General features: G+C 72.4%; 16 protein-coding genes. 9 read left to right on the forward strand and 7 right to left on the reverse strand.

Features of this window, described 5'->3' with window-relative positions:
• The 3 genes from OG309_RS26140 to mce all read right to left on the reverse strand — a co-directional run bounded on the left by OG309_RS26140 (nucleotide 1) and on the right by mce (nucleotide 6,108).
• Nucleotides 1-936 carry a cellulose-binding protein gene (locus OG309_RS26140; protein WP_329424271.1) on the reverse strand — a complete coding sequence of 312 codons (936 nt, stop codon included), beginning with the start codon at nucleotides 934-936 and terminating at the stop codon, nucleotides 1-3.
• 114 nt (nucleotides 937-1,050) lie between these two features.
• A complete protein-coding gene (gene scy / locus OG309_RS26145; protein ID WP_329428544.1) occupies nucleotides 1,051-5,442 on the reverse strand; it encodes a polarized growth protein Scy in 4,392 nt (1,463 codons plus the stop codon).
• A 213-nt stretch (nucleotides 5,443-5,655) separates the two neighbouring features.
• Nucleotides 5,656-6,108 carry a methylmalonyl-CoA epimerase gene (mce, locus tag OG309_RS26150; RefSeq protein ID WP_329424273.1) on the reverse strand — a complete coding sequence of 151 codons (453 nt, stop codon included), beginning with the start codon at nucleotides 6,106-6,108 and terminating at the stop codon, nucleotides 5,656-5,658.
• Between the two features lie 137 nt (nucleotides 6,109-6,245).
• Here mce and OG309_RS26155 point away from each other — a divergent pair, with 137 nt between their 5' ends.
• Together OG309_RS26155 and meaB are read left to right on the forward strand one after the other, a co-directional pair.
• On the forward strand, nucleotides 6,246-7,457 hold the full coding sequence (locus tag OG309_RS26155; protein WP_329424275.1) for an acetyl-CoA C-acetyltransferase: 1,212 nt from the start codon (nucleotides 6,246-6,248) through the stop codon (nucleotides 7,455-7,457).
• 25 nt (nucleotides 7,458-7,482) lie between these two features.
• Nucleotides 7,483-8,439, forward strand: a complete 957-nt coding sequence (gene meaB, locus OG309_RS26160; RefSeq protein ID WP_329424277.1) for a methylmalonyl Co-A mutase-associated GTPase MeaB — start codon at nucleotides 7,483-7,485, stop codon at nucleotides 8,437-8,439.
• Between the two features lie 75 nt (nucleotides 8,440-8,514).
• Here the strand turns inward: meaB and OG309_RS26165 are convergent, their stop codons facing one another.
• From OG309_RS26165 to OG309_RS26180, 4 genes are all read right to left on the reverse strand, one after another.
• Nucleotides 8,515-8,991: a MarR family winged helix-turn-helix transcriptional regulator gene (locus OG309_RS26165; protein WP_132913351.1), complete on the reverse strand. Its 477-nt coding sequence runs from the start codon at nucleotides 8,989-8,991 to the stop codon at nucleotides 8,515-8,517.
• 132 nt (nucleotides 8,992-9,123) lie between these two features.
• A complete protein-coding gene (locus tag OG309_RS26170; RefSeq protein WP_329424281.1) occupies nucleotides 9,124-9,924 on the reverse strand; it encodes an AIM24 family protein in 801 nt (266 codons plus the stop codon).
• The gene (locus tag OG309_RS26175; RefSeq protein WP_329424283.1) at nucleotides 9,921-10,571 is read right to left on the reverse strand and encodes an AIM24 family protein; all 651 of its coding nucleotides are present in this window, start codon (nucleotides 10,569-10,571) and stop codon (nucleotides 9,921-9,923) included. The genes OG309_RS26170 and OG309_RS26175 overlap by 4 nt, the downstream gene beginning before the upstream one ends.
• Nucleotides 10,571-11,209 (reverse strand): AIM24 family protein, encoded by a 639-nt coding sequence (locus OG309_RS26180; RefSeq protein WP_329424286.1) that lies wholly within the window; start codon nucleotides 11,207-11,209, stop codon nucleotides 10,571-10,573. The genes OG309_RS26175 and OG309_RS26180 overlap by 1 nt, the downstream gene beginning before the upstream one ends.
• Nucleotides 11,210-11,317: 108 nt before the next feature.
• Between OG309_RS26180 and OG309_RS26185 the strand changes: the two genes are divergently transcribed.
• From OG309_RS26185 to OG309_RS26215, 7 genes are all read left to right on the forward strand, one after another.
• Nucleotides 11,318-11,662 (forward strand): DUF3817 domain-containing protein, encoded by a 345-nt coding sequence (locus tag OG309_RS26185; RefSeq protein WP_329424288.1) that lies wholly within the window; start codon nucleotides 11,318-11,320, stop codon nucleotides 11,660-11,662.
• Complete coding sequence (locus tag OG309_RS26190; RefSeq protein ID WP_043219759.1) at nucleotides 11,659-11,952, forward strand: MTH1187 family thiamine-binding protein; 294 nt, start codon at nucleotides 11,659-11,661, stop codon at nucleotides 11,950-11,952. The genes OG309_RS26185 and OG309_RS26190 overlap by 4 nt, the downstream gene beginning before the upstream one ends.
• Before the next feature lie 157 nt (nucleotides 11,953-12,109).
• Entirely contained in the window at nucleotides 12,110-12,832 is a 723-nt protein-coding gene (locus OG309_RS26195; RefSeq protein WP_329424294.1) for a hypothetical protein, read from the forward strand.
• A complete protein-coding gene (locus tag OG309_RS26200; protein WP_329424296.1) occupies nucleotides 12,829-13,524 on the forward strand; it encodes a DUF4166 domain-containing protein in 696 nt (231 codons plus the stop codon). Before OG309_RS26195 ends, OG309_RS26200 begins: the two co-directional genes overlap by 4 nt.
• The gene (locus OG309_RS26205; protein WP_329424297.1) at nucleotides 13,521-14,159 is read left to right on the forward strand and encodes a TetR/AcrR family transcriptional regulator; all 639 of its coding nucleotides are present in this window, start codon (nucleotides 13,521-13,523) and stop codon (nucleotides 14,157-14,159) included. The genes OG309_RS26200 and OG309_RS26205 overlap by 4 nt, the downstream gene beginning before the upstream one ends.
• Before the next feature lie 90 nt (nucleotides 14,160-14,249).
• The gene (locus tag OG309_RS26210; protein ID WP_329424300.1) at nucleotides 14,250-16,067 is read left to right on the forward strand and encodes a glycosyltransferase family 2 protein; all 1,818 of its coding nucleotides are present in this window, start codon (nucleotides 14,250-14,252) and stop codon (nucleotides 16,065-16,067) included.
• 3 nt (nucleotides 16,068-16,070) lie between these two features.
• Nucleotides 16,071-18,107 carry a kelch motif-containing protein gene (locus OG309_RS26215; protein ID WP_329424301.1) on the forward strand — a complete coding sequence of 679 codons (2,037 nt, stop codon included), beginning with the start codon at nucleotides 16,071-16,073 and terminating at the stop codon, nucleotides 18,105-18,107.

Below are 18,107 nucleotides of genomic sequence, written 5' to 3' on the forward strand. Positions count from 1 at the left end.
CTAGCGGGTCTGCTGGGCGGGCACGCCCGCGGTCCGCTCGTCGTCGATCGGGGAGCTGGCCGCGGCCACCGCGGCACCGGTCAGCGTGGCCAGCATCTCGCGGACGTTGGTCAGCTGCGCGTTGATGGAGTCGCGGCGGTTCGTCAGCGCCGCCAGCTCGCGCTCCGATTCGCTGCGGATCCGGTCGGCCTTGGCGTTCGCGTCGGCCACGATGTCCTCGGCCTGGCGCTGCGCGGTCTCCACCGTCTGACGGGCCCGGCGCTCCGCGTCCGTGCGCAGCTTCTCGGCCTCCAGGCGCAGCTGCTCCGCCCGGTGCTCGATCTCGGCCAGACGCTTCTCGGCCTTCGCCTGACGCGCGGCCAGGTCCCGCTCCGACTGCTCGCGGCGCTTGGCCAGGTTCGTCTCGAAGTCCGCGGCGGCCTGGGCGGCCTTGGCGCGGGTCTCCTCGAAGAGGGCGTCCGCCTCCTCGCGCTTCGACTGCGCGTCCTTCTGCGCCTCGGAGCGCAGCGAGTTGGCCTCGCCCTGCGCCTTCTCGACGATCCGGACGCCCTCGTCCTCGGCCTTCGACTTGCGCTCGGCCGCGAAGGACTCCGCGTCGTTGCGCACCTGCTGGGCGGCCGACTCGGCCAGCTCGCGGTGCTGCTCGGCGGCGCGACGGGCCTCCTCACGCAGGTCCTTCGCCTCCTCCTCGGCCAGCCGGAGGATCTTCTCGACGCGGGCGCCGAGACCGGCGTACGACGGCTCGGCGTCGCTGACCTGGGCCTGGGCGTTCTGCGTTTCGAGGTGGAGTTCCTCGATGCGCTTTTCCAGAGAGGTGATGCGAGACAGGGCGCTGTCACGGTCGGCGACGAGCTTGGTAATGCGGTCGTCCACCTGACCGCGGTCGTAACCACGCCGCACGAGCTCGAAGCCGAAGGGGGAGGATGTGTCGCTCATGAGGTTCCTGTCGAAAGAGACCGGTGAGGTGTTAGAGGGAATCCTAGGGGCCGAAGCGGCGTGTCATCGAGCGTATGCCCGTTTGATCTGGAGAATGTCCAGCCTTTTGAGTGGCTAGCTCTCCGAAGACTTGCCACTCGAACGAGTGGACCCCGTCGACGCGCCCGCCTTGACCGTCTGGGCACCGGAGGACTTCGCCCCACCGCCCGGAGCCTCGAAAGACTCCAACGCTTCGAGGACGTCCTGGACACGGGAGATCTCGGCATTGATGCTCTCGCGCCGGCGCACCAGCACCTCCAGCTCGCGCTTGCCCTCCTCGACGGTCTGCTCGGCCTCCCGCTCCGCCTCCGCCTTGATCTTCTCCGCCTCCGCGACGAGCGACGCCTTCTTCTGCTCGGCCTCCTTGAGGAGCGCCTCCGCCCGCTTCACCGCGGCGATGCGCACCTTGCTCGCCTCGGAACTCGCGTCGGAGAGCATCTCCTTGGCCTTCTCCTCGGCCTCGGCCCGCTGCTCGGTCGCCGCCTTCACCAGCTTGTCCACGCGCTCGCCGGCCGTCTTCATCTGCTCGGACGTCTCGTGCCGCGCCCGCTCGTGCAGCTCCTCGATCTCGCTCTCGACCCGGGCACGCAGCTCCTCCGCGCGGTCCCTTATGGCCGTGGCGTCGCTGCGCGCCCCGATCAGCAGCTCGTCCGCGTCGGTGCGGGCCTTCTCCACCAGCGAGTTGCCCTCGATGGTCGCCTCGGCGGCGATCCGCTCGGCCTCCTTGCGGGCCGCGCCGACCATCGTGTCGGCCTGCGTCTCCGCCTCGGTGGTGGCGCGCAGCGCCTCCTCCTGGGCCTTCGCCATCAGCTGGTCGGCCTGCTCGGCCGCGTCCGCGCGCTTCTTCGCGCCGGCCTCACGGGCCTCGTCGAGCGTCCGGTCGGCCTCGGCGCGCGCCTCGGAGCGCATCTCCTCGGCCGCCGCCTCGGCGTCCGCCTTGACCCGCTCCGACTCGACGCGGATCCGCTCGGCCTCGGCCGTCGCCTCGCCGACGAGGGTGTCGGCCTGCTCGGCCGCGTCGGCGCGCCGCTTGTCGGCGGCCTGCCGGGCCTCGTCCAGGACCTGCTCGCCGTCGGCGCGGGCCGCGGCGCGCAGCGCCTCCGCCTCCGCCTCTCCGTCGGCCTTGACCTGCTCGGCCTCGGTACGGAGCCGGGCCGCTTCCTGCTCGGTGAGCTCCAGGAGCTCGGCGGCCTCGGTGGTGATCCGCTCGGCCTCGGCCGTCGCCTCGGCGATCAGGGCGTCGGCCTGCTCGGCCGCGTCGGAACGCCGCTTGTCGGCCGCCTGCCGGGCCTCGTCCAGGATCCGGTCGGCGTCCTCCAGCGCGGCCGTCCGCAGCGCCTGCGCGTGCGCCTCGCCGTCCACCTTGACCTGCTCGGCCTCGGTACGGAGCCGGGCCGCGTCCTGCTCGGTGAGCTCCAGGAGCTCGGCGGCCTCGGTGGTGATCCGCTCGGCCTCCGCCGTCGCCTCGCCGACGAGGGCGTCGGCCTGCTCGGCCGCGTCGGAACGCCGCTTGTCGGCGGCCTGCCGGGCCTCGTCCAGGACCTGCTCGGCCTCCGTGGTGATCCGCTCGGCCTCGGCCGTCGCCTCGCCGACGAGGGTGTCGGCCTGCTCGGCCGCGTCGGAACGCCGCTTGTCGGCGGCCTGCCGGGCCTCGTCCAGGACCTGCTCGGCCTCCGTGGTGATCCGCTCGGCCTGCGCACGGGCCTCGCCGACCACCGTCTCCGACTGGGCGGCCGCCTCCGAACGGATCCGGTTCGCGTCGTCGCGGGCGTCCGCACGGGTGCGGGCCGCGTCCTGCTCGGCCGACGCCAGCGCGTCGGTCGCCTCGGTCCGTACCCGCTGCGCGTACTCCGCGGTGTCCGCCCGCAGCTTCTCCGCCTCCGCGAGCGCGTCCGTCACCGTCCGCTCGGCCAGCGCCTTCGCCGCCTCGGACTCCTCCTGCGCGCGCCCACGGACGCGGTTCGCGTCCTCGGCGGCCCGCTCCCGCTCCTCGTACGCGTCGGAGCGGACCCGGTCCGCCTCCTCCTGCGCCTCGGTACGGGTGCGCTCCGCCGCGTGCTCGGCGGCGCTGCGCAGACCCGCGATCTCCTCCTCGGCCGCCTCGCGCAGACCGGAGACCGAGTCCCGCACGTCCTGTGCGGTCTGCTCGGCCGCGGACACCATCTCCGTGGCGCGGGCGTCGGCCTCCTCGACCAGCCGGTGCGCCTCGGTCTGGGCCTCCTCCACCCGCGTACGGGCGGAGGCCAGCAGGTCCTCGCTCCGCTCCCGGGCGAGCTCGCGCTCCCGGTCGGCCTCGGTACGCGCCGAGTCCAGCGTCTCCTCGGCCTCCCGGCGGCGCCGGTTGGCCTCCTCCTGCGCGGCGGACAGCGCCTCCGCGGCCTCGGCGGCGACCCGCTCCGCGGCGGACGCGGCCTCCGCCCGCACCCGGTCGGCGGTCTCCTGCGCCTCGGACTTCAGCCGCTCGGCCTCGGCCCGGGCCTCCTCGCGCAGCGTCGTGGCGGCGGACTCCGCCTCGGAACGCGCCGTCGACGCGTCCTGCGAGGCCTCCGTACGCAGCCGCTCGGCCTCCTGCTCGGCCTGCGCCTGGAGCGTACGGACCCGCTCGGCGGCCTCCGTACGCAGCCGGTCGGCCTCCTCGGCGGCCTCCCGCCGGATCCGCTCGCCCTCGGCCCGCGCGCCGGTCAGCTCCTCACCGGCGGCCGACAGCTTCGTCTCCGCCTCGGTGTGCAGCCGGGTCAGCTCGGCGGCCGCATCCGCCTGCCGCGCCGCGGCGGCCCGCTCTGCCTCGTCGCGCAGGGCGACGGCGATCTCCTCCGCCGCCTCCTTGACCGCCTCGGCCTGCTCCTCCGCCTCGGCCCGCATCCGCTCGGCCTCGGCGCGGGTGCGCTCCAGCGTCTCCTCGGCCTGGGTGCGCAGGGTCTGCGCCCGCTCCATGGCCTCGCCGCGGACCCGCTCGCTCTCCGCGCCCGCGCTCGTCCGCTGCTCGTCCGCGTCCGTCCGCGCCTTGGTCAGCAGCGCCTCGGCGGTCTTCGCGGCCTCCTCGATCTGGCCGACGGCCTCGCGCCGGGCCTCGCCGCGGATCCGCTCACCCTCGGCGATGGCCTCGGCCCGCAGCTGCTCGGCCTCGCCGCGCAGCCGGCGCGCCTCCTCCTGCAGCTCGACCGTCTTGGCGCGGTACTCCTTGGTGTCGTCCTTCGCCGAGCCCAGCAGCTCGTCGGCCTGCTCCTCGGCGGTGGACCGCAGCCGGTCCGCCTCCGTCTCGGCCTCACGGCGGATCCGCTCGGCCTCCTCGGCCGCCTTGCGGGTGGTCTCCTGGGCGTTCTCCGACGCCTTGGTCAGGACCTCCTCGGCGGTCCGCGCGGCCTTGGCGAGCGCGGCGGCGGAGTCCTCCGCGGCGACCGTACGGGCCTTCTCCGAGGCCTCCGAGACCAGCTTCTCGGCCTCCGCGGTCGCCTCGCGCAGCTTCTCCGCGGCCTGCTCCTTGAGGGCCTCGGCCTCCTTGGTGGCCTCGCCGACCAGGCGCGCGATCTCCGCCTTCGCGGTCCGGGTGCGCTGCTCGTTGACCGACTCGGCCGAGGCGATCTGCTTCGCCGCGGAGTCCTTGGCCTCGGTGAGCGCCCGCTCGGCCTCCGTACGGGCCTCGCGCAGCCTCTCCTCGGCCGCCTGGACGCGCTGCTCCGCGGCCCTGGACAGCTCGGCGGCCTCACGGCGCGCCTGGTCCGTCTCCGCGGTGGTGGCCGAGCGCAGCTGCTCGGCGTGGCTGGTGGCCTCCTGCGCCTGGCTGGAGGCGGCGCCGAGCATCCGCTCGGCGTCCTTGCGGGCGCGCAGCAGGATCGCTTCCGCCTCGGCACGGGCCGACTCGGCCTCGGAACCGATCCGGCGACGGGTCTCCTCGGCGACCCGGGCCGCCTCGGCGCGCGCGGCGGCCAGCGACTGCTCGGCCTCGGCGCGGGACTCCTCCATCAGCCGGCGGGCCTGCGACTCCGTACGGGCCCGCAGCTGCTCGGCCCACGCCACGTTCTCGTTGACGTGCGACTCGACGGTCTGACGGCGCTCGTTCAGCTCCTGGTCGAGCTGCTGGCGGCGGGTGACCGCCTCCGTGTGCAGCTCCGACTGGAGCCGGGCCTGCTGCTCCGCGTGCTCCTGGAGGATGCGCTGGGTCTGGGCGCGCGCCTCGCGCAGCTCCCGCTCGGCGTCCTGGCGCAGCTGCTCGGCCTGCGCCTGCGCGTTGCGCAGCATCTGCTCGGCCTGATAGCCGATGTCCGCGCTGTCGTAAGCGGGCCTGGACGCGATGGTGCGGCGCGCCTCGTGCAGCTTGGCGCGCAACACCTCGACCTGGTAGCCGAGGTCCTCGGCGTGCTGGACGGCCTTCTCCCGCTCGGTCTTCAGCCGTTCCATCTCGGCTTCGAACCGCGAGAGATGGTCGTCTTCAGCTCGCTGGCTCTCCTGGCGTTCGTAGCCCCGCACTGCGCGGTCCATCCTTCCCCGAGCTCTTCGAGCAGGGGAGACCCCAACCCTGGTCGCAACTCCAGCGATCACGCCCTCACGGACGAGGGCGGACCCCCGGGGAATCGTGGCAGATCGGACGACCCCGACATCCCGACTTCGGACCCGTGCGCGCACGGCTCCGACCGGCCCCGGCCCGGAGTCGCCCACTCTACCGGGCCGGGAATCCGGAGGTCAGTGCTCCGCTGAGGAGTGGTCAGCCGAGGGCTTCGCCGAGGTGACCAGTTCCGTCAGCACGCCGTGGCAGTCCTTGGGGTGGAGGAAGGTGATGCGGGAGCCCATGGAACCGATCCGCGGCTCGTCGTAGAGCACCCGGACGCCCTTGGAGCGGATGTCCGCGGCGTCCGCGTCCACGTCCGCGGTCCCGAAGGCGATGTGGTGCACGCCCTCGCCGTTCTTGGCGAGCCACTTGCCCACCGCCGAGTCCTCCCGGGTCGGCTCCAGGAGCTGGAGGTAGGAGGCCCCGCCGTCCGAGGTCTCGTTGATCTTGAGCATGGCCTCGCGGACGCCCTGCTCCTCGTTGACCTCTTCGTGGAAGACCTCGAAACCGTAGGTGGCCCGGTAGAACGCGACGGTCTCGTCGAGGTTCCGGCAGGCGATTCCGATGTGGTCGATTCGCGTCAGCATTCCTCCAGTGCAGCGCCGACCGGATGGTTACGCAACGTGCGCGCGATCACACCGGCAGGCCGGTGACCCGGCGCGGCACCGCTCAGTACATTGGCGGTAAACCCTCGTTCACTCCTCATCTCAAGGGGCTGTGCCTCATGTCTGGAACGACCGGTACCACCTCAGTGATCGTCGCGGGCGCCCGCACGCCCATGGGTCGCCTGCTCGGCTCGCTCAAGTCCTTCTCGGGCGCCGACCTCGGCGGCTTCGCGATCAAGGCCGCCCTCGACCGCGCCGGCATCGGCGGCGACCAGGTGCAGTACGTGATCATGGGCCAGGTGCTCCAGGCGGGCGCCGGCCAGATCCCCGCCCGCCAGGCCGCCGTCAAGGCCGGCATCCCGATGAACGTCCCGGCCCTCACCATCAACAAGGTGTGTCTCTCCGGTCTCGACGCCATCGCGCTCGCCGACCAGCTGATCCGCGCGGGCGAGTTCGACATCGTCGTCGCCGGCGGCCAGGAGTCCATGACCAACGCCCCGCACCTGCTGCCCAAGTCGCGCGAGGGCTACAAGTACGGCGCCATCGAGATGCTCGACGCCATGGCGTACGACGGTCTGACCGACGCCTTCGAGAACATCGCCATGGGCGAGTCGACCGAGAAGCACAACACCCGTCTGGGCATCCCGCGCGACGTCCAGGACGAGATCGCCGCCCTCTCGCACCAGCGCGCCGCCGCCGCCCAGAAGAACGGCGTCTTCGAGGCCGAGATCACCCCGGTCGAGATCCCGCAGCGCAAGGGCGAGCCGGTCGTCTTCTCCCAGGACGAGGGCATCCGCGCCGAGACCACCGCCGAGTCCCTCGGCAAGCTGCGCCCCGCCTTCGCCAAGGACGGCACCATCACCGCCGGCACCTCCTCGCAGATCTCCGACGGCGCCGCCGCCGTGGTCGTCATGAGCAAGGCCAAGGCCGAGGAGCTGGGCCTGGAGTGGATCGCCGAGATCGGCGCCCACGGCAACGTGGCCGGCCCGGACAACTCGCTCCAGTCGCAGCCGTCCAACGCGATCCTGCACGCCCTGAAGAAGGAGGGCCTGGAGGTCGCCGACCTGGACCTCATCGAGATCAACGAGGCCTTCGCCGCGGTCGCCCACCAGTCAATGAAGGACCTCGGCGTTACCCCGGAAAAGGTGAACGTCAACGGCGGCGCCATCGCGCTCGGCCACCCCATCGGCATGTCCGGCGCCCGCGTGGTGCTGCACCTGGCCCTGGAGCTCAAGCGCCGCGGCGGCGGCGTCGGCGCGGCCGCGCTGTGCGGCGGCGGCGGCCAGGGCGACGCCCTGATCGTGCGCGTCCCCGGCGTTTCCGGCAAGTAAGTCACCCACGCAAGGAGCACCGCTGATGGTGGACGTCCCCGCTCTGGTCGCCCAGGCACGGGAGGGCCGGCCGCGTGCCGTGGCCCGGCTGATCTCGCTCGTGGAGGGGGCGTCCCCGCAGCTGCGCGAGGTCATGGCGGCGCTCGCGCCGCTCACCGGCAACGCGTACGTGGTGGGCCTCACCGGCTCGCCCGGCGTCGGCAAGTCGACCTCGACCTCGGCGCTGGTCAGCGCGTACCGCCGGGCGGGCAGGCGGGTCGGCGTCCTCGCCGTCGACCCCTCCTCGCCGTTCAGCGGCGGCGCGCTCCTCGGCGACCGGGTGCGGATGTCGGAACACGCCTCCGACCCGGGCGTCTACATCCGCTCCATGGCCACCCGCGGGCACCTGGGCGGCCTCGCCTGGTCCGCCCCGCAGGCCATCCGGGTCCTGGACGCGGCCGGCTGCGACGTGATCCTCGTGGAGACCGTCGGCGTCGGCCAGTCGGAGGTGGAGATCGCCTCCCAGGCCGACACCTCCGTGGTGCTGCTCGCCCCGGGCATGGGCGACGGCATCCAGGCCGCCAAGGCGGGCATCCTGGAGATCGGCGACGTCTACGTGGTCAACAAGGCCGACCGGGACGGCGCCGACGCCACCGCCCGCGAGCTCAACCACATGCTGGGCCTGGGCGAGGCCCGCGCGGCCGGTGACTGGCGCCCGCCGATCGTCAAGACGGTCGCCGCGCGGGGCGAGGGCATCGACGAGGTCGTGGAGGCGCTGGAGAAGCACCGCGCCTGGATGGAGGAGCACGGCGTCCTGGCCGAGCGCCGCCGGGCCCGCGCGGCCCGCGAGGTCGAGACCATCACCATCACGGCGCTGCGCGAGCGGATCGGCGACCTGCACGGCGACCGGCGCCTGGACGCCCTCGCCGAGCGCATCGCGGCCGGCGAGCTCGACCCCTACGCGGCCTCCGACGAGCTCATCGCGAGCCTGACGGGGCACTGAGCACGCCCCTGAGCCACCGGAAGGGCCCGGCACCTGTCACCAGGTGCCGGGCCCTTCCCGTCCGCGTACGCGGTCCTACGGCTTGCCCCTCCGCCCGCGCAGCTGCTCGGCGACGGGCTTGAGCGACTCGTGGAGGTCGGTCAGCGCCGCGGAGCTCAGCAGGTCGATGAAGTGCTTGCGCACGGACTCCACGTGGTGCGGCGCGACCTTGCGCATGGTCTCCATGCCGTGGTCGGTGAGCACCGCGTACAGGCCGCGCCGGTCCGACTCGCAGTTCTCGCGGCGCACCAGCCCGGCGTTCTCCATCCGGGTGATCTGGTGCGAGAGCCGGCTCTTGGACTGGAGCGTCGCCGCGGCCAGATCGCTCATCCGCAGGCGCCGGTCCGCCGACTCGGACAGATTCACCAGAATCTCGTAGTCGTTGTTGGTCAGGCCGAAGGGCTGGAGGTCCTTCTCCATCTGGTACGTCAGCATCCTGTTGACGTCGAGGTAGGTGCGCCAGGCGCACTGCTCGGCATCGGTGAGCCAGGGGGTGGCCGTCTCGGTCTCCATATATGGATTCTACCTAAGAAGTTGAAAACTTGACGAAATGGGAAGGTGTGACGCCGGGCACCCGGACCCGGCCCCCGAGCCCCGGTCGACGGGCGCAGACGTTCGAGGACGTCACACTCCGCAGACTACCGCTCACAGGCCGAAGCGACGCTGGAGGTCTCCGAGCTGTCCGGGAAGGCGCGGTACCTGGCCGAGCGGGCCCTGGCCGGAACCGGGTGCCCCGTGGGTGCCCGGCACGCCCGGCTGGGCGCCCGGCTCGCCGATGGCGCGCTCCGGCATGAGCAGCTCCGTCGACTGGAGCAGCACCGTGCCCGCGCCGACGAACTCGAACTGGTGCTCCTCGCCCGAGGTGCCGCCGAGGCCCGTCAGGGCCCGGACGCCGCCCATCACGCCCGTCATGTAGCCGTGGTCGTAATGGTGGCAGGGGGAGGGGCAGTCGGCCCAGCCGACCAGGGCCTGCGGGTCGACCCGGAGCGGGGGCTCCATGAAGACCACCGGGCCGTTGGAGGCGGCGACGAACTTGCCGGTGCCGATGAGGGTGACGAAGCCCGGCACGATCGACTGCTTGAGGGCCAGCGTCGGCTGGTAGGCGAGCAGGTTGCCCGATCGGATCGTCAGGTTGCCCTCGTCGAGGTCGAACGAGTTCACGTCGAAGGCCCGGTCGGCGAGGAGCATCTTGCCGCTGCCCTCGGCCACCACCCAGTCGCCGGCGTGCAGCGGCGAGTGGAAGGAGGTGCGGACCAGGCGGTCGAGCCGGCCGTGGCCGATGCCGTTGAACTCGATGCGCCCGTAGTAGGCGATCATCTTGCCCTTCTGCAGGAACCACTGGGAGCCCTTGAGCTCCACGCAGAAGGTGTACGCGTTGACGTTGTCGTCGGAGGGGAGGGAGTGCGGGTCGAGGGCGACGGGCCCTCCGGACGAAAGGGTGCTCACAGCTTCTCCTCCGAGGCCTGTACGTACACCGCGCCGCTCCCGCTCAGCTCCAGCTGGAACGCCTCGCCCGAACCGCGGCCGACCATGTCGCGCCAGCCCAGCGCGGTGGACAGCTTGTTGCGGACGTCGCCGTGGTGGGCGACGTAGGCCTGCGGGTCCACGTGGACCGGGCGGCCGGGGGTGATGGGGAGTTCGATGACGCCGCCGTGGGCCATGACGGCGACCGCGCCGTGGCCGCGCAGGGTGGTGGTGAACAGGCCCTGGCCGGAGACCTGGCCGCGGACCATGCCCATGACGCCGCCCTGGGAGCCCAGGAACATCGTGCCCTGCTCCAGCGTGCCGTCGAAGGCGAGGAGCCGGTCGGCCTCGACGTACAGGGTGTCGCCGGTGAGGCCGATGACCTGGATGTGGTGGCCGCCGTGGCCGAACATCACGGTGCCGTTGCCCTCGACGGTCATCAGGGGGGTCGCCTCGCCGGCCACCCGGCGGCCGATCATCGACATCAGACCGCCCTGGCCGCCGGCGATGTTCGGCGTGAAAGTGACGTCGCCGCGGTACGCGAGCATCGCGCCGCGCTGGCTGAAGAGCCGCTGGCCCGGGATCACCGTGGCCTCGACCATCTTGGAGTTGATCTCGCGGAAGGGCATCAGACGTCGCCCCCGATCGTGTTGCGCTCGCTGGGCTGCACGTAGACGAGGCCGTCGCCCTCGAAGCGGATCTGGAAGGCCTCGCCGCCGCCCTCGCCCATGAAGGTGCGGAAGGTCACACCCGACTGGAAGTGCTGCTGGAGGTTGCCCTGGTGGGCGATGTACGCGCCGGGGTCGACGTTCAGCGGGTACTGCGGGGTGACCCGGAGCACGACCGCGGGGCCGTCGGACATGATCGCGGCCTGGCCGGTGCCCTCGACGGTCGTCGTGAACAGGCCGTTGCCGGTCGCCCCGCCGCGCAGGCCGGTGAAGGTGGTCCCGGTGCGCAGGCCGGCGTCGGCGCAGAGCAGGTTGCTGGACTCGACGTACAGCTTGTCGCCGTGCAGCTGCACGAGGTTGATCTCGGAGGCGCGGTCGGCGAACCAGCAGGTGCCCTGCCCGCGGACCTCCATCACCTCCATCTGCTCGCCGGTGAGCCGGCGGGTCACCATGCCGCGCAGGCCCTCACCGCCGCCGGACATCTTCTTGAACGCCATCTGGCCGTCATAGGCGACCATCGAGCCGTTCTTCGCCTTCACGGCGTCGCCGGTCATGGACACGGCGAGCACTTTGCTGCCTTGGAGTCGGAACGTTGCCACGGGGGTGAAGGTACTTGCCCCCCGCCTAAAGGGACAGCAAAGTCCCCGTGCACAATGGGACGGCCCTTGTGCATCCGTTCACAAGATCGAACGAAGGTGACCCCTGCCGTGGACATCAAGACCGCCTCCTCCCTGCACCGGCTCCGGCTCGTCTCGGCGCCGGAAGCCGTGTCGTTCCTGCTGCTGCTCGTCTGCTCCGTGCTCAAGCGGACGACGGACTTCAACGCGGTGCCGGTGATGGGTGCGATCCACGGCATCCTCTTCGTCCTCTACGTGCTCTTCTGGCTGGACGCGTGGAACCGCACCAAGTGGAGCTTCGGCACGGCCGCGCTCTACTTCGTCCTCTCCGTGCTCCCGCTCGGCGGCTTCTTCGCCGAGCGCAAGCTCAAGGCCGAGGCCGAGGCCGCCGTCATGGCCTCCCGCGCCCGCCGCGAGGGCGTGGTGAACGCGTGATCGTCGCCTTCTCCGTGACTCCCCTCGGTGTGGGGGAGGAGGTCGGCGAGTACGTCGCCGACGCCGTCCGGGTCGTCCGCGAGTCCGGCCTGCCGAACCGCACGGACGCCATGTTCACGTCGATCGAGGGCGAGTGGGACGAGGTGATGGACGTCGTGAAGCGCGCCGTCGCCGCGGTGGAGGCGCGGGCGCCGCGCGTCTCGGTCGTCCTGAAGGCGGACATCCGGCCCGGTGTCACCGACGGTCTGACCGCCAAGGTCGAGACGGTCGAGCGGCATCTCGGAGCCTGAGGCCGCCCACCCGCGCACGTACGGAGCCCCCGATCCCGACCAGGGCCGGGGGCTTCGTCGTGTCCGCGTCCCGAACCGCCTTGAGCATGTGCTCAAAACTCGCTACTGTCCCCCTTGAGCGGTCGCTCAAAACGACGCTCGACAACGGGGAGGGGCCATGGGGCTCTACGTCGAGGCGCGCGTGCGCACCGACCTGGACACGCTCTGGGAGCGGACCCAGGATCCGGCGCAGCACCAGCGGTGGGATCTGCGGTTCACCGAGATCGCGTACCTGCCGGGCGCCGAGGGGGAGCCGCAGCGGTTCCGGTACGCCACCCGCGTGCTGCCCTTCCTGGCCGTCGCCGGCACCGGTGTCTCCGCGGGGGAGCGCCACCGGGCCGGCGGCGACCGGGTCTCCGCCCTCCGCTTCTCCTCGCCGCACCCGCTGTCCCCGCTCGCCGAGGGCAGCGGCTACTGGCGTTACGTGCCCGGGCGGGACGGCGTGCGCTTCCTGACCGGCTACGACTACCGGCCGCGCTGGGGACGGTTCGGACGCCTCGCCGACCGGCTGCTCTTCCGGCCTCTCATGGGGTGGGCCACCGCCTGGTCCTTCGACCGGCTGCGCCTGTGGTGCGAGCTCGGGGTGAGCCCGGAGCGGGCCCGCGCCCACTGGCTGTTCGAGACCGCCGCCCGGATCCTCCTCGTGGCCGTCCCCGTCACGGCGGGCTCCCTGTCACTCGGCGCGGTGTCGCTCGCCGCGGTGCCGGCGGCCGTCCTCGGGTCCCTCGCCGCCCTGCTCGTACCGCCGTCCCCGCGTACCCCGGCGGCCCGCCGCTGTCTGCGCGCCGCACCGTCCCGGAGCCGCGCGCCGCGTCTCCTCGCCACCCTGGAGGGGCCGTGAGCTCGATCTTCCGCACCGCCATGGGGGAGGCCGCCTTCGGACGGCTCCACCCCGAGCTGCGGCGGCGCTTCTCCGTCGGGCTCGACAGCGGTGAACTGTGCGTCGGGCGGGGCGTCATGGAGCGCATCTGGCACGGCCGGGGCCTCGCCCGGCCGCTGATCCACCCGTTCCTCGCGCTCGGCGGCACCCGCAACATCCTGCTGCCGCGGACCGGGCGGGACGTCCCCTTCACCATCGAGAACGTGCCGTACCTCGACTCGTACGGACGCGAGACCGTCACCTTCGTGCGGACCTTCGCCCTGGCCGGCGGCCCGCGCCGCTTCGACGCCACGATGGTGCTCGGCCCCGGGCGCGGCAGCGTGCTCGACTACCTCGGCACCCATCAGCACCTCGCCAGCGAACTGCGCCTGTCCGCCGAGCCCGACGGCTCGCTGCTCATCCGCTCCGGCGAACACCGTTTCCGCGAGGGCCCGGTGGACCTGCGGGTGCCCGCACTCGTCGGCGGCGACGCCGAGGTGCGGGAGTCCTTCGACGAGCGCACCGGCCGCTTCCGCATCCGGGTCCGGGTCGTCAACCGGTACGTCGGGCCGCTGTTCGGCTACGACGGGTCGTTCGCGGCCGAGTACGCGCCGGTGCGCGAGCGCGGGGTGCGTCCGGGGCTGCGGCCGGTGCGCGAGGAGGTGCGGGCGTGAGCACCGAGGACACCCGGGAGCGGCTGCTCGACGGGGCGCTGCGCACGCTGATCGAGCAGGGCATCGCCAAGACCTCGGCGCGCGCGGTCGCCGCCACCGCCGGTGTCAACCAGGCGCTGATCTTCTACCACTTCGGCTCGGTCGACGAACTCCTCTCCGCCGCTTGCCGCCGGGGCGCCGAGCAGCGGGTCGCCCGGCACCGCGAGCGGCTGCGCGCGGTGGGAAGCCTCTCCGAACTCCTGGCGTTCGGGCGGCAGATGCACGCCGAGGAGCGGTCGGCCGGACACGTCGCCGTGCTCGGGCAGCTGCTCGCCGGGGCGCAGACCCACCCGCGGCTCGCGCCCGCGACGGCCGCCGGGCTCGACCTGTGGATCGAGGAGATCGAGGGGGTGCTGCGCCGGGTGTTCGCCGGCGGTCCGGTCGACGGTCTGGTCGATCCGGCCGGGCTCGCCCGGGCCGTGGCCGCCTCCTTCGTGGGCATGGAGCTGTACGAGGGGGTCGACCCGGAGGGGGCCGGAGCCGCCCTCGACGCGCTCGAGCAGCTGGGCGGCCTGATGGCCGCGCTCGACGAGCTGGGCCCCGTCGCCCAGAAGGCCCTGCGCTACGCGTTGCGCCGTCGGAGTGACGTTCCGTAGAAACCCTCGCTCGGCCGAATCCAGTCGACACGTCGATGAATGTCCCCTTTCGTGGGGCTATCGACTCGTTCGACGACAGCTGGAGGCACCGTGCGGCCGCGAGGCTACGACTACGACACCTACAGCCGACTCGCCGGTCCCCTCACGGAGCCGGACCAGGACTCGTACCGGGTGCGGTACCGAAGTCTGCTCTCGAAGGAGCCGCACCGCGTACGAGCCGTCCTCCTCATGGGGCTCGCGCCCCTGCTGTCCGCGCTGCTGCTGGCCTACCTCGTCTGGCCGAGCCACTGGACGGTCCGCGAGGGCGACGACCGCTGGCGGGTCCCGTACGACACCGTGATGCTCGTGTCGATCGGGCTCATCTGCTTCTTCATGCTGGTGAACGTCACCTCGATCGCGCACGCCACCCTCGTCGCCCGCGACCCGATACCCGTGTACCCGGAGAAGGGCACCCGGGTCGCCTTCCTCACCACGTACGTGCCCGGCAAGGAACCCCTCTCCATGGTCCGCGCCACCCTCCGGGGCGCGGTCCGGCTGCGGCACGAGGGGCCGTTCGACGTGTGGCTGCTCGACGAGGGCGACGACGCCGACGCCAAGGCCCTGTGCGAGGAGCTCGGCGTCCGCCACTTCACCCGGGCCGGCGTGCCCGAGTGGAACCGCCGGAAGGGCGCCCACAAGACCCGCACCAAGCACGGCAACTACAACGCCTGGCTCGCCGTGCACGGCGACGCCTACGAGTTCTTCGCCTCCGTCGACACCGACCACGTGCCGCTGCCGGACTTCCTGGAGCGGATGCTCGGCTACTTCCGCGACCCCGACGTCGCCTTCGTCGTCGGCCCGCAGGTCTACGGCAACTACACCTCCGCCGTCACCAAGGCCGCCGAGTCCCAGCAGTTCCTCTTCCACGCGCTCGTCCAGCGGGCCGGCAACCGCTACCGCGCGCCCATGTTCGTCGGCACCAACAACATCGTGCGGATCTCCGCCCTCCGGCAGATCGGCGGCCTGTGCGACTCGATCACGGAGGACATGGCCACCGGCTTCGAGCTGCACCGACGCAGGAACCCGCAGACGGGGCGCTTCTGGCGTTCCGTCTACACCCCCGACGTCCTCGCGGTCGGGGAGGGGCCGGCCTCCTGGACCGACTTCTTCACCCAGCAGCTGCGCTGGTCCCGCGGTACGTACGAGACGCTGCTCAGGCAGTACTGGAAGGCACCCTTCCGCACCCCGCCCGGCCGCCTCCTCAACTACACGCTGATGCTGGTCTACTACCCGATGACCGCGGTCAACTGGTTCCTCGGCATCCTCAGCTGCGTCCTCTTCCTGTGGATCGGCGCCTCCGGCACCCAGGTCTCCTCCGCGGTCTGGCTGATGATCTACAGCGACGCCGTCGCCCTCCAGGTCGGCCTCTACCTCTGGAACCGGCGCCACAACGTCTCGCCCCACGAACCCGAGGGATCCGGCGGCCTCGCCGGCATGGCGATGTCCGCGCTCGCCGCGCCGATCTACCTCGCCTCCCTCGGCTCCGCCGTGCTGCGCACCCGCGGCCGCTTCGTCGTCACCCCCAAGGGCGGCGAGGCCAGCCCCGACCGGGTCCGCACCTTCCGCATCCACCTCGCCTGGGCGGCCGTCCTCATCGCCTCCCTGGTGGCCTCCGCGCGGTTCGGCCACACCCACGCGGCCATGCGCACCTGGGCGGTCCTCGCCCTCGCCGTCAGCCTGGCGCCGATCGTGATCTGGAGCCTCACCGCCCTGCGCGGCCGGCGCAGCCGGCGGATCCGCGCGCAGGCCAGGGAACGGGTCCGGGCCCGCGGCGGGGCGGACGCCGCCGAGGGCGTCGCCCGCGTCTCCCCGCCGGTGCCGCCCGCGCCCGCCGGCACCGGCGCGCCCACGACGAGCGGGGGGAGCTGAGCCATGGCCTACCGGCCCTCCCGGCAGTTCAAGAAGACCCTGCTCGGCAGTGGCGCCGTCCTCGTCCTCGCGGCGCTCAACGCCCCGGCGGCGGTCTCCTTCGCCACCGGGAAGTACCACGCCTACAAGATCGCCCAGCCCGGCTACAAGCGGCAGTTCGGCTCCTGGTCGGTGGTCGACGTTCCCGACCGGTACCGCGTCAACGCGATCCACGCGGCCCTCCTGCACACCGGCAAGGTGCTGCTGATAGCGGGCTCCGGCAACAGCCAGGAGAAGTTCGACGCCGGCACCTTCGAGACCGTGCTCTGGGACCCGGTGCGGAACACCTTCGAGGCGATCCCCACCCCCGAGGACTTCTTCTGCTCCGGCCACACCGCGCTACCCGACGGGCGGCTCCTCGTCGCCGGCGGCACCGCCCGCTACGAGATCCTCGACGGCGAGGTCAAGAAGGCCGGCGGGGGCATGCGGGTCAAGAACGAGAGCCCCGACCGGGCCGTCACCCTGAAGAAGGGCACCCTCTTCCGCTCCCCGTCCGGCGTCGAGTACGTCTCCAAGACCGACGTCACCGTCCCCAAGGCCAAGCGCGAGTTCGAGATCTCGTACTTCGAGTCCGGCCGGATGAAGCCCTGGAAGACCAAGGTCACCGCCGCCGAGGCGCGGGTCTTCGTGGAGGCCGTGCAGGAGGGCCCGCAGGCGCTGACCACGGAGGCCGCGCAGTACGAGGTCGTCGGGCTCAAGGGCGAGGAGGCCGACGACGTCTACGGCCTCGCCCAGAAGCTCACCACCGAGAAGCAGGACTTCCAGGGCATCAGGGCCGCCTACGAGTTCGACCCCGAGGCGGAGCGGTACATCCCCGTCGCGCCCATGAGGGACGCCCGCTGGTACCCGACCCTGGTCACCCTCGCCGACGGCAGGGTCCTCGCCGTCTCCGGGCTCAACGACGTGGGCGACGTCGTCCCCGGTGACAACGAGATCTACGACCCCACGACCAAGAAGTGGTCCACGGGCCCCTTCCGCTACTTCCCCACCTACCCCTCGCTCTTCCTCACCAAGGGCGGCAAGCTGCTCTACACCGGCTCCAACGCCGGCTACGGCCCCGCCGACAAGGGCCGCGAACCGGGTCTGTGGGACCTGGAGAAGAACTCCTTCACCAAGCTGGGCGGCCTCAGCGACCCCGACCGGCTGGAGACCTCCAGCTCGCTCCTGCTGCCGCCCGCGCAGGACCAGCGGGTGATGGTCCTCGGCGGCGGCGGGGTCGGCGAGTCGCCCGCCTCCACCGCCCGCACCTCGATCGTCGACCTGTCGAAGGAGGGCCCGGTCTTCCGCGACGGGCCCGCCCTGCCGCAGGGCACCCGGTACCTGAGCAGCGTGCTCATGCCCGACGACACCGTCTTCACCAGCGGCGGCTCCCGGGACTACCGCGGCCGCGGCGGCAGCGACATCCTGCGGGCCCAGTTCTACGACCCGAAGACCAACGCCTTCGCCGCCGCCGCCGACCCCACCGTCGGCCGCAACTACCACTCCGAGGCGCTGCTGCTGCCCGACGGCCGGGTCGCCACCTTCGGCTCCGACCCGCTCTTCGACGACACCGACAACACCAAGCTGGGCACCTTCGAGCAGCGCATCGAGGTCTTCACCCCGCCCTCCCTGTACCGCGGCGGCGCCGACCGGCCGGTCCTCGGCGAGGGTCCGCAGGAGCTCGACCAGAACGGGCGGGCGACGTTCAAGACGAAGGACGCCGCCCGGATCGCCGAGGCCCGGCTGATGCGGCCCAGCGCCGTCACCCACACCACCGACGTCGAGCAGCGCTCGGTGGAGCTGGGCCTGACCAGGGAACCGGACGGCGTCACCGTCACCGTCGAGGTCCCCAAGGACCGCACCCTCGTCCCGCCGGGCTGGTACATGGTCTTCGTCACCGACCGGGACGGGATCCCGTCCGAGGCCCAGTGGATCCAGGTGAAGGACGACCCGGCGGGCCGGCCGAGCCGGCCGGAGCGGACGGAGCGGCCAGAGCGGCCAGAGCAGGCGGTGGCGGAGTGA

This window comes from Streptomyces sp. NBC_01268 (assembly GCF_036240795.1).
In the GTDB taxonomy this organism is placed as follows: Bacteria; Actinomycetota; Actinomycetes; order Streptomycetales; family Streptomycetaceae; genus Streptomyces.